Source organism: Kitasatospora sp. NPDC022785, assembly GCF_055561295.1.
The window spans coordinates 33,940-45,856 of record NZ_JBVHHB010000004.1 but is presented as its reverse complement, the minus strand read 5'-3'; the positions used below and the strand labels follow the sequence as shown (position 1 = coordinate 45,856).

The window sequence follows — 11,917 nt, the reverse complement described above, 5'->3', positions numbered from 1 at the left end:
GGGCTCCTATTCTCCTGCACATGAGTAACAGCGCCGGGAAGGCCCAGTCAACGCCGCTCCACTCGGTGTCCGTCGCGGGGGCGGTGGTGCGGGAGGACGGCCGGGTGCTGGCAATTCGCCGCGCGGACAACGGCACGTGGGAGCCGCCGGGCGGTGTGCTGGAGCTGACGGAGGCGGTCGAGGACGGTGTACGGCGCGAGATCTACGAGGAGACCGGGATCAAGGTCAGTGTTGAGCGGCTGACCGGGATCTACAAGAACATCAACCGCGGAATCGTCGCCCTGGTCTTCCGTTGTCACCCCGAGGGTGGGACCGAACGGCTCTCGGCCGAGTCGACCGCGGTCGACTGGCTCACTCCAGCCGAGGTGTCCGACCGCATGGCTGAGGTCTACGCCGTGCGTCTGCTGGACGCGCTCCGGGACGACTCCGCGCCGAGTGTCCGCTCCCACGACGGCCGGTGCCTGCTGGGCGAGTAGGCCGTCGGCTGGGTACGAATCCGGAGCGGGTACGTAGCTTCAACCCTGCTCGCCGACATCATCCCGTCGTCTGGGGGCGGTTCAACGTGAGGCCCGCACCCACCGACACCGACGCCTGGAACGCCTACCTCGCCGAGGGCAATGCGCGACAGGCACGGAAGCGCGTCTCGGCGGACGTCATCCTGCGTGACCAGGCTGGTCGCATTCTGACCGTCAACCCGACCTACAAGGCGGGCAGGGACCTACCCGGGGGGATGGCAGAAGCCAATGAGCCGCCGGACGACGCAGCGGTGCGGGAACTGCGCGAGGAACTGGCCCTGGAGATCACCATCCGCCGCCTGCTGGTCGTGGACTGGGTTTCTCCGCATGGCCCGTGGGACGACCAGATCGCGTTCATCTTCGACGCTGGCACCCTTGCACCTGAGCTGGCAGCGCGGGTGTGCCCGCACGACGATGGACTGTCCGAGGCCCTGTTCCTCCCCGCAGCGGAGGTCACAGGCCGGCTGCGCATTCGCCAACGGAACCGGCTGCGCGCTGCCGTCAAGGCGCTCGTTGACGGCAGCACCCTGTACCTGCGTGACGGGGCGGAGGCGTGGGGACAGTGACGGTTCACCTCCTGGATGGGAGCAAACAGCGGATCTTGAGGGGCAGTTAAAGGAGGTCTTTGCGGAGGCGTTCGCGGAGCAGCCGGCGGCCTGCTCGCGGAGCAGGCCGCCGGGAGCAGAAGGCTTCTGGATGTGTTCTCACAAGGGCTACAACGGATGACCGAGAGGGCGGCTATGGCCGAGGAAGCGCAGGCGAAGGGCACGGCGGGTTACCTCTTCGAGGCGGGGATGCTCAAGCGGGCCAAGCGGTCGGGCTGGTGGATCGCTGGGGTGAAGGACCCCGAGACCATTGCGGAGCACTCGTTCCGCACCGGGCTCGTCGGCGCGGTCCTGGCGATGATGGAGGGCGCTGATCCCGCGAAGGTCGCCCTGCTCTGCCTCTTCCACGACACGCAGGAGACCCGGATCGGCGACATCCCGCACATCGGCCGCCGCTACCTGACCGCCGCCTCGAACGAGGGGGTCACGGCCGACCAGGTCAGTGCCGCGCATCCGGCTGTCGTCTCCGGTGTCCAGGCGATCGTGGAGGAGTACGAGAATGCGGACAGCCTGGAGGTCGTCGTGGCGCACGATGCTGACAAGCTCGAATGTCTCCTTCAGGCCGTCGAGTACCGCGAGCAGGGCTATCAGAACGTTCAGCCCTGGATCGACAGCAGCCTCGGCAGCCTCAAGACCGACTCCGCTCGCGAGCTCGCCGAGGCGGCACTCTCGATGACCTCACTGGAGTGGCAGAAGGTCTACCTCGCGTAGCAAGCAGTCCGTGCGCGCGAGCACTTACCGCAGCGAATCTATGACTGTCCGTCAAATCCGCTGCTCTCGTGGCATAAACTGCAATGGCCACCGCCCAGTCGGGCGGTGGCCATTTCCACGCGTACGCCTACAACTTGGCGGTTCCGGCGCACGCGTCATACCGAACTCGGCCAGTATGCCAGCCGTGCTGTCGTCCGGCTCGCATATCGGCCACGAAAGGTCGAACGTGCACGTCGTCACCACCGAGGCTCTTGCCCTCGCCCGTCCCACCGGCACACCACCCGCGAACGAGTTCCGGGTTCGCATCGGCCAGTGGATGCAGAGCGTCCCGACCGGCGGGCCCTGGAAGTCCCTCGGGCCGTCCTTCGTCCTCTTCCTCATGCACGCCGCGCAGAAGGCCGACGCGGACGGGACCAACCTCCACTGCCCGCCGTCCAACCTCTGGTTCTCCCGCGCCTGCCGGGTCTCCAAGGACTCCGTCCCCGGCTTCTACCGCGCCGCAGAGGCGGCCGGCGTCATGGCCCTCGTCCACGGCCCCTCCGGCACCCGCGTGCGCGGCTACGCCATCACCATGCCCCTGGGCGGCGTCCCCGACTGGGACGCCGCCCTCGCCGTCCTGCGCGCCGACGCCCGGCGCGTCAAGCAGGAAATGCTCCGCTGCGATTCCGGGAAGCCCGCACGTGCGGAGTCGGCCAGGTCCGCACGTGCGGTGTTGCCACAACCGCGCTGCGGCGAGCAGAAGTCCGCAGGTGCGGAGCCGGACAAGTCCGCACGTACGGGATCGACGCTCCGCACGTGCGGACACAACCAGGAAGTCCCTTACCAGGTAGAGCAGATGGTTGCTGTTGTGGTGACAGCTACCACTCCGCGCGCGGGCGAAGCGCCCGCGCCGGTCACGCCACCGCCCGACCCGACGGCCTGGGAGCGGATGACCGTGCACCTGCCGCCCGACCTCCGGGAGCGCGCCCGCGCCGTCCCGGAGGACGACCTGCTGCGCCGGGTCACCACCATGGCCATCCAGGCCGGCTGGGCGTCCCCGGGGTGGCTCGCCGCCCGCCTCGCGTCCCACCGGCCGGAGGACGCCCCCGCCGCCCCTGCGGACCGCCTCGCCGCCGGTCTGGTCGCCGTCCTGTGTGTCCTCTCGGACCGACATGCCCGCGGTGGCTCGGGGCTCCTATCCTCCTGCGCATGAGCAACGACGCCGATCGGCATCCCGGAGCCCTTCGGCTTCACACTGGGACTGTCGGAGCTCGTCCCGTACAAGGACTGACCCTTTGAGTTCGCCGGCCGGCGCCCGCCCTGTTCGGCCGGTGGCGCGTAATGCCGGTGAGAAGGATCATCGGGGCGTGATAGACCGGGGAGCACTATGAACATCACTGTCTTCTGCTCCGCGTACTCCCTCGACGACCGCTACACCGCCCCCGCCGCCGAGTTCGCCCGGCTCCTCGGGGAGGGCGGCCACACCCTCGTCTGGGGTGGCTCGAACGCCGGGCTGATGGGGCTGCTCGCGGACGGGGTGAAGGCGGCCGGCGGCAAGCTGGTCGGTGTCCTCGTCGAGCTGCTCAGGCACAAGGGGTACGAGGGTGCCGACGAGCTCGTCATGACCAGGGACCTCGCCGAGCGCAAGGCGCAGCTGCTGATGCGCGCGGACGCGGTGGTCGTGCTGGTCGGCGGACTCGGCACGCTGGACGAGGTGACCGAGGTGCTGGAGCTCAAGAAGCACGCGCTGCACGACAAGCCGGTGATCGTCCTCGACACCGAGGGGTTCTACGCGGGCCTGCGCACCCAGCTGGAGCGGATGGACGCCGAGGGTTTCCTGCCGCGCCCGCTCGGTGAGCTGATCAACTTCGCGGACACTCCGGCTCAGGTCTTCGACCAGCTCAAGGCCTGAGAGGATCGGGGCCATGGCTGCACATCTGATCACCGGCGCGGGCTCCGGCATCGGCGCCGTTCTCGCCGAACGTCTCGCCGAGCGCGGGGACGAACTCTGGCTGCTGGCCCGCGACGCCCGCCGGGGCGCCGAGCTGAGGGAGCGCTTCCCCGGCGCCCGGACGCTGGTCGGGGACCTCAAGGACCCGGCCAAGCTCTCCTGGGCCTTCGGTCACCAGGCGCTCCCGGTCGAACTGGACTCGCTGCTGCACGTGGCGGGCGTGGTCGAGCTCGGCCAGGTCGGTGAACTGCCGGTCAAGGCCTGGCAGGAGACCCTGAACGTCAACTTGGTCGCCCCCGCCGAGCTGACCCGGCTGCTTCTGCCCTCGCTGCGGCTGGTCAAGGGCCACGTGGTGTTCGTCAACTCCGGCGCGGGCCTCAACGCCCATGCCGACTGGTCGGCGTACGCGGCGAGCAAGCACGGGCTGAGGGCGCTCGCCGACTCGCTGCGCCAGGAGGAGCACGCCAACGGGGTCCGGGTCACCTCGGTCTACCCGGGCCGCACCGCCACCGCGATGCAGGTCAAGGTCCACCAGCAGGAGGGCAAGGCGTACGACGCGGACCGCTGGATCGAGCCGGAGTCGGTGGCGAAGGCGATCCTCGCCGCGCTCGACGCCTCCCGCGACGCGGAGATCACCGACATCACCGTCCGCCCCGGGAAGTAGGGCAGAGGAGCAGGAAGTCGGTCCGGCCGACTTCCTGCTCCACGGTGCTACGACGGGCCCCTGAAACCGCCTTGGCGAGGACTTCCCCCCTGTGTCATGATCCCTCCGCCCTCCGCCGGGAGAACCCCAGGTTGACGAGGGTATGAACGCGGCATTCGACCGCATTTCCCGCCCAGGGGGGCATCCCAATTTCCAGAACCCGCATAGCGCTGGCCGTCGGCGCGACGCTGCTCGGCACGGTCGGCCTGCCGGCTGTCGGAGCGAACAGCGCGGTCGCCGCGGCCACCACGCTCTACGTCGACAACGCCGCGGGCGCCAACTGCACCGACAGCGGCACCGGCACCCAGGCGGCACCGTTCTGCACCGTGGGTGCGGCGGCGGCCGTGGTCCAGCCGGGCCAGACCGTCGAGATCGCCGACGGCACCTACAACGAGACCCTGACCATCACCCGGTCGGGCACCGCGGACGCGCCGGTCACCTTCCGCGCGAAGAAGAACGAGAACACCTCGGGTGGCGGCGCCCGGTTCGGCAGCTGGGACAAGCCGGTCAACGGTTTCTTCGTCAAGGGTGCCGAGCACGTCCGCTTCGAGAACCTGGTCATCACCCCGGTCTACCGGGGGCCGTCGGTGGTGGTGGACGGCGCCCGTGACGTGGCGTTCGACAACACCGGAATCTCCGGAGGCAACAGCGTCCGGATCACCAACGGGTCCGACAAGGTGCTGTTCGGGCGAGGCGACATCAACACGGCGGGCCCGGGGCTCATCGTGGACGGCGGTTCCACCGGAACGGTGGTCACCACCAACGTCCTGCAGCCCGGCTCCGTGGACGACGAGACGGGCATCCTGGTCAAGGACGCCCCGAACACCGTCGTGGTGAGCAACTCCATGAACACGCGCTGCTTCCCCGGCGTCGTGCTGGACGGCGCGTCGACCGGCGCGGTGGTCGAGAACAACGTGGTGAACGCCGCCGCGGACCTCGACAAGTCCTGCGGTGACAAGGCCGCCAGGGCCACCGGGATCACCGTCGGGGCGAACTCCACCCGGGATACCAAGGTGGACTACAACGTCGTCGAGTCGCGCAGCGGTGGCGCCGGCTACAACTGGGCCGGTACCACCTACGCCACCCAGGCCGCCTTCACCGCGGCCACCGGTCAGGGCGCGCACGACTTCGTGGTGCCGTCGTGGTCCCAGAAGGGCCCGAACGCGCCGCTGGACCACACGGTCGACTCGGCCGACGAGAGCGCCCCGGGCATGCTGCCGTCCGACCGTGGCGCCTGGGCGCCGGCGGACGACGTGACGGTGCCCAACACGGGCACCGGCAGCGGCATCCGCGACCGCGGCGCCTACGAGAACCTCGACGTGGGCAGCGCGTTCACCCCGGCCGGCCCGACCCGTCTGCTGGACACCCGTGAGCCGATCGGTGTCCCGGCGGCGCAGGCCGTGCCGGCGTGGGGCACCGTCGACCTGCCGGTCGCGGGCGTGGCGGGCATCCCGGCCACCGGCGTGACCGCGGTGACGATGAACGTGACGGTGACCGAGCCGCAGGCGGACGGCCACCTGACGGTCTACCCGCACGGCGACGAGGCGCCGGCCTCGTCCAACCTCAACTGGGCGGCGGGTCGCACGATCCCGAACCTGGTGACGGTCCCGGTGAAGGACGGCAAGGTGTCCTTCTTCAACGCCTCGGGTGGCACCGTGCACCTGATCGCGGACCTCGCCGGCTACTACAGCACCAAGGGCTACCTCTTCCACGCCCAGGGTCCGACCCGTCTGCTGGACACCCGTGAGCCGATCGGTGTCCCGGCGGCGCAGGCCGTGCCGGCGTGGGGCACCGTCGACCTTCCGGTCGCGGGCGTGGCGGGGATCCCCGCGACGGGCGTGACCGCGGTGACGATGAACGTGACGGTGACCGAGCCGCAGGAGGCCGGCCACCTCACCGTCTACCCGCACGGGGACAAGGCGCCGAACGCCTCGAACCTCAACTGGACGGCCGGGCGGACGATCCCGAACCTGGTGACGCTCCCGGTGAAGGACGGCAAGGTGTCCTTCTACAACGCCTCGGGTGGCACCGTTCACCTGATCGCGGACCTCGCCGGTTACTACACCGCCGCGGGCAAGGTGAGCTACCGCCCGGTGGGGCCGTGGAGGCTGATCGACACGCGTGAGTACATCCGTTGGGAGGACAGCGAGCGTCCGGCGGGCACCGTCCCGGCCTGGGGCACGCTGGACATCCCCCTCGGTGACATCCCGAACGTCACCGCGGTGACCCTGAACGTCACGGTCACCGAGCCGGGAGCCGAGGGCCACCTCACCGTGTACCCGCACGGCGCTGCGGCCCCCAACGCCTCGAACCTCAACTTCCTGCCCGGGGAGACCATCCCCAACCAGGTCGTGGTCCCGGTCAAGGACGGCGTGATCTCGTTCTACAACGCCAGCGGTGCGCCGCTGCACCTCGTCGTCGACCTGTTCGGCTACCAGGCGTACTGACCGGCCCCATGGCACCGCAGCGGCCCCGGACCGAGCCCCGTGCTCGGTGCCGGGGCCGCTTCGGGTTGCCGCGTGGTGCGGTTCCCGCCCCCTGTGGCATGATCCCGATCGACCCTCCGCCGGGAGACCCAGGCCCTGCGCCGGGAGACCCAGGCCGACGAGGGCTCGCACGCGGCATTCGGTCCGCATTTTCCGCCCAGGGGGGCATCCCATTTCCAGACTTCGCACAGCCCTGGCCGTCGGGGCCACGCTGCTCGGCACGGTCGGCCTGCCGGCCGTCGGTACGAGCGTCGCGGCAGCAGCGGTCACCACGCTCTACGTCAACAACGCGGCCGAGGCCCACTGCTCGGACAGCGGCGCCGGCGCCGGCACCCGTAACGCCCCGTTCTGCCACGTGTCCGCGGCCGCCGCCGTCGTCCAGCCGGGGCAGACAGTGGAGATCGCCGCGGGCAGCTACGTCGACACCGCGGTGACCGTGACGCGCTCGGGAACGGCGGCGGCGCCGATCACCTTCCGCGGCCCGGACAAGCAGCACGGCAACGCCAACATCACCGGCGGCGCACCGAACTACCCGGACAGCGCCGTCGTGGTCCGGGGCGCCGACCACATCAGGTTCGAGAACCTGGCCCTCGGCTCGTACCAGAAGCCGGTCGTGGTGGTCGACGGCGGCCACGACGTGTCCTTCACGGGCGTCTGGGGCTCCGGCGGCAGCGGTGCACACATCACCAACGGCTCCGGCCAGGTCACCTTCGCCGGCGGCTTCCTCCACAATCTGCGCGGCCCGGCCTTCCGGGTCGACGGCGGTTCCACCGGGACCGTGCTGAGCACGAACATCATCGACACCGGCGGCAGCCCGGACGGACCCGGGATCCTGGTCGACGGCGCCCCCGACACCGTCGTGGTGAGCAACAACGTCCGCACGGAGTGCTTCGCGGGCATCACGCTCGACGGCGCCTCGGGCGGTGCCGTCGTGGAGAACAACGCGGTGAACACCGCGCAGGCCGGCACGACGCCGTGCGGGGAGAACATCGCACGGGCGGCCGGCATCAGCGTCGCCGCGGGCGCCACCGCCGGCACCAAGGTGGACTACAACGTCGTCGACCCGATCAGCGGCGCCGCCGCCTACAGCTGGGCCGGCGCCACGTACGCCGCCCAGCCGGAGTTCACGGCGGCGAGCGGTCAGGGCGCGCACGACTTCGTCGCGTCGACCTGGGTCCACAAGGGCCCGGACGCGCCGCTCGACCATCTGGTCGACTCGGCCGACGAGAACGCGCCGGGCATGCTGAAGACCGACTACTGGGGCAAGGCGCCCGCCGACGACCCGACCGTGCCCAACACGGGCACCGGCAGCGGCTTCCGCGACCGGGGCGCCTACGAGTCCCTGACCTTCGGCAGCCTGTTCACACCGGCCGGTCCGGCGCGGCTGCTGGACACCCGGGAGCCGGTCGGCGTACCGAGTGCGCAGGCGGTTCCGGCCTGGGGGACGGTCGATCTTCAGGTCGCGGGTGTGGCCGGAGTGCCGGCCACGGGCGTGACGGCCGTGACGATGAACGTCACGGTCACCGAGCCGACGCAGGCCGGCCACCTCACGGTCTACCCGCACGGTGACGTCGCGCCGAACGCCTCGAACCTCAACTGGGCTGCCGGCCGGACGATTCCGAACCTGGTGACGGTCCCGGTGAACGACGGCAAGGTGTCCTTCTTCAACGCCTCCGGCGGCACGGTGCACGTGATCGCCGACCTGGCGGGCTACTACAGCGCCAAGGGCGATCTCTTCCACCCGCAGGGTCCGGCGCGGCTGCTGGACACCCGGGAGCCGGTCGGCGTACCGAGTGCGCAGGCGGTTCCGGCCTGGGGGACGGTCGATCTTCAGGTCGCGGGTGTGGCCGGAGTGCCGGCCACGGGCGTGACGGCCGTGACGATGAACGTCACGGTCACCGAGCCGACGCAGGCCGGCCACCTCACGGTCTACCCGCACGGCGGCAAGGCGCCCAACGCGTCGAACCTCAACTGGCCCGCCGGGCGGACGATCGCGAACCTGGTGACGGTTCCGGTGAAGGACGGCAAGGTGTCGTTCTTCAACGCCTCCGGCGGCACGGTGCACGTGATCGCCGACCTGGCCGGCTACTACGCAGCCGAGGGCCGGCTGACCTACTACTCCGCGGGGCCGGTGCGGTTCATGGACACCCGTGAGGACACCCACCGCGAGAACGGCGACCGTCCGGCGGGCACCGTTCCGGCCTGGGGCACCCTCGACGTCTACGTCGGCGACGTGCCGTACCTGGCCGCGGCGACCCTGAACGTCACGGTCACCGAGCCGGGGGCCGAGGGCCACCTCACCGTGTACCCGCACGGCGACGCGGCGCCGAACGCCTCGAACCTCAACTTCCTGGCCGGGGAGACCATCCCCAACCAGGTCGTGGTGCCGGTGAAGGACGGCATGATCTCCCTGTACAACGCGAGCGGTGCGCCGCTGCACCTCGTGGTCGACTTCTTCGGCTTCCAGGCGTACTGATCGCGCCGCCCGTGGGGCAGGAAGTCGGCCGGTCCGACTTCCTGCCCCACGGGCGTACAGGCAGCCCCCGGAAAGCACCTTGGCGGGGGCTTCACCCCTGTGGCATGATCCCGTTCGCCCTCCGCCGGGAACCCCAGGCCGACGAGGGCTCACACGCGGCACCGGTCCGCATTTCCGCCCAGGGGGGCATCCCATTTCCAGACTTCGCACAGCCCTGGCCGTCGGGGCCACGCTGCTCGGCACGGTCGGCCTGCCGGCCGTCGGTACGAGCGTTGCGGTGGCCGGCGCCACCACGCTGTACGTCAACAACAAGGCCGGGCTGAACTGCACCGACAGCGGCGCCGGTACCCAGGCCGCGCCGTTCTGCCACGTCGGTGCCGCCGCCGCAGTCGCCCGTCCGGGCCAGACGGTCGAGATCGCCGACGGCGTCTACGACGAGGGGGACCTCACCGTCGCGGGCTCCGGTACGGCCGAGGCGCCGATCACCTTCCGCGGCCCGGCCCGGTACTCCGGAGGCATGGCCCACATCGGCGAGTGGGGCCACTCGATCAACAGTTTCGTCGTCAAGGGCGAGCACCTCAGGTTCGAGAACCTGGTCGTCTTCATGCCCGACGGGAAGCCGCTGACGGTGGACGGCGCGCGAGACGTGTCGTTCACCGGTGTGAACCTGATGACCGGGGGCGCCCATGTCACCAACGCCTCCAGCCAGGTGGTCTTCTCCCGCAGCGAAACCAGCGTCAACGTGAAGGGGACGGCCTTCACGGTGGACGGCGGCTCCACCGGGACCGTGTTGACCACGAACCTCGTCAGCGGCACCGGCGGCACGGCCGTCCTGGTCGACGGCGCCCCGAACACGGTGATCGTCGGCAACAGCATGCTGTCGTTCTGCGGACCGGGCGTGGTCCTGACCGGGGCATCCGGCGGTGCCACGGTGGAGAACAACGTGGTCGAGACGGGGCCCCTGTTCGGGGGGTCCTGCGCCGGCGTGGACCCGGCGCAGCACACCGGCATCACCGTCGCGGCCGCCGCGACCGCCGGGACCAAGGTGGACTACAACATCGTCGACTCGCGCAGCGACGGCCTCGTCTACAACTGGGCCGGCACCGCCTACGCCGACCAGCCGGCGTTCACCGCCGCCAGCGGGCAGGGCGTTCACGACTACGTGGAGCCGGCCTCGCCCGCCTCGCCGGGACCGGACACACCCGTCAGCCACAGGATCGACTCGGCCGACGAGAACGCGCCCGGGATGCCGGCGACCGACAGCGACGGCTATGCCCCCGCGGACGACCCGCGGGTGCCCAACACCGGTACCGGCAGCGGCTTCCGCGACCGCGGTTCAAGAGAGGAGACCAACGTCGGCAGCGCGTTCACGCCGGCCGGCCCGACCCGTCTGCTGGACACTCGTGAGCCGATCGGTGTCCCGTCGGCGCAGGCCGTCCCGGCCTGGAGCAGTGTGGAGCTGCCGGTCGCGGGTGGGGCGGGGGTGCCGGCCACCGCCCTGACGGCGGTGATGATGAACGTGACGGTGACCGAGCCCACGAAGGACGGCCACCTGACGGTGTATCCGCACGGTGACGCGGTACCGAACGCGTCGAACCTGAACTGGGAGGCCGGCCGGACGATCGCCAACCTGGTGACGGTGCCGGTGCGGGACGGCAAGGTGTCCTTCTTCAACGCCTCCGACGGCCCGGTGCATCTGATCGCCGACCTGGCCGGCTACTACAGCTCGAAGGGCGACCTCTTCCACCCGCAGGGTCCGTCCCGTCTGCTGGACACCCGGGAGCCGATCGGGGTGGCGTCGGCGCAGGCCGTCCCGGCGTGGGGCACCGTCGACCTGCCGGTCGCGGGTGTGGCGGGGATCCCGGCGACGGGTGTGACCGCGGTGACGATGAACGTGACCGTGACCGAGCCGACGGTGGACGGCCACCTCACCGTCTACCCGCACGGTGGTGCCGCGCCCAACGCGTCGAACGTGAACTGGACGGCGGGCCGGACGATTCCGAACCTGGTGACGGTCCCGGTGAAGGACGGCAAGGTGTCGTTCTACAACGCCTCCGGCGGCACCGTGCACCTGCTCGCGGACCTGGCCGGCTACTACACGGCCGAGGGCAGGCTCAGCTACCGCCCGTACGGTCCGACGCGGGTGATGGACACCCGGACGTACTTCAGCACCGACCGGTACCACTCGCGTCCCCCAGGTGCCGTTCCGGCCTGGAGCACCTTGTCGGTCTACGTGGGCTCCAGCAGTTCCACCGCCGCGAGGACCCTGAACGTCACGGTCACCGAGCCGGGCGCCGAGGGCCACCTCACCGTCTACCCGGGCGGTCAGGTGATGCCCAACGTCTCGAACCTCAATTTCGTGGCCGGCGAGACCATCGCCAACCAGGTCGTGGTGCCGGTGAAGGGGGACTGGGTGTCGTTCTACAACGCGAGCGGCGCGCCGATCCACGTGGTGGTCGACTCCTTCGGCAGCGAGGAGTACTGACCGGAA

General features: G+C 70.5%; 9 protein-coding genes. All 9 read left to right on the top strand.

Annotated features, from left to right (window positions below; genetic code table 11):
* The first annotated feature begins 8 nt into the window (after positions 1–8).
* Entirely contained in the window at positions 9–476 is a 468-nt protein-coding gene (locus tag ACZ3YO_RS08070; protein ID WP_465567179.1) for an NUDIX hydrolase, read from the top strand.
* Between the two features lie 86 nt (positions 477–562).
* Positions 563–1,081, top strand: a complete 519-nt coding sequence (locus tag ACZ3YO_RS08065) for an NUDIX domain-containing protein (RefSeq protein WP_465566380.1) — start codon at positions 563–565, stop codon at positions 1,079–1,081.
* Between the two features lie 174 nt (positions 1,082–1,255).
* Positions 1,256–1,831, top strand: a complete 576-nt coding sequence (locus ACZ3YO_RS08060) for an HD domain-containing protein (RefSeq protein ID WP_465566378.1) — start codon at positions 1,256–1,258, stop codon at positions 1,829–1,831.
* A gap of 184 nt (positions 1,832–2,015) precedes the next feature.
* On the top strand, positions 2,016–3,023 hold the full coding sequence (locus tag ACZ3YO_RS08055; RefSeq protein WP_465566376.1) for a hypothetical protein: 1,008 nt from the start codon (positions 2,016–2,018) through the stop codon (positions 3,021–3,023).
* A 174-nt stretch (positions 3,024–3,197) separates the two neighbouring features.
* Positions 3,198–3,722: an LOG family protein gene (locus ACZ3YO_RS08050; protein WP_465566373.1), complete on the top strand. Its 525-nt coding sequence runs from the start codon at positions 3,198–3,200 to the stop codon at positions 3,720–3,722.
* Between the two features lie 13 nt (positions 3,723–3,735).
* Positions 3,736–4,425 carry an SDR family oxidoreductase gene (locus tag ACZ3YO_RS08045; RefSeq protein WP_465566371.1) on the top strand — a complete coding sequence of 230 codons (690 nt, stop codon included), beginning with the start codon at positions 3,736–3,738 and terminating at the stop codon, positions 4,423–4,425.
* Positions 4,426–4,790: 365 nt separating this feature from the next.
* Positions 4,791–6,911, top strand: coding sequence for a right-handed parallel beta-helix repeat-containing protein (locus tag ACZ3YO_RS08040; protein WP_465566368.1), 2,121 nt, complete (start codon positions 4,791–4,793; stop codon positions 6,909–6,911).
* A gap of 394 nt (positions 6,912–7,305) precedes the next feature.
* Positions 7,306–9,426 (top strand): right-handed parallel beta-helix repeat-containing protein, encoded by a 2,121-nt coding sequence (locus tag ACZ3YO_RS08035; protein ID WP_465566366.1) that lies wholly within the window; start codon positions 7,306–7,308, stop codon positions 9,424–9,426.
* 277 nt (positions 9,427–9,703) lie between these two features.
* Positions 9,704–11,911: a right-handed parallel beta-helix repeat-containing protein gene (locus ACZ3YO_RS08030; protein ID WP_465566363.1), complete on the top strand. Its 2,208-nt coding sequence runs from the start codon at positions 9,704–9,706 to the stop codon at positions 11,909–11,911.
* Positions 11,912–11,917 lie beyond the last annotated feature (6 nt).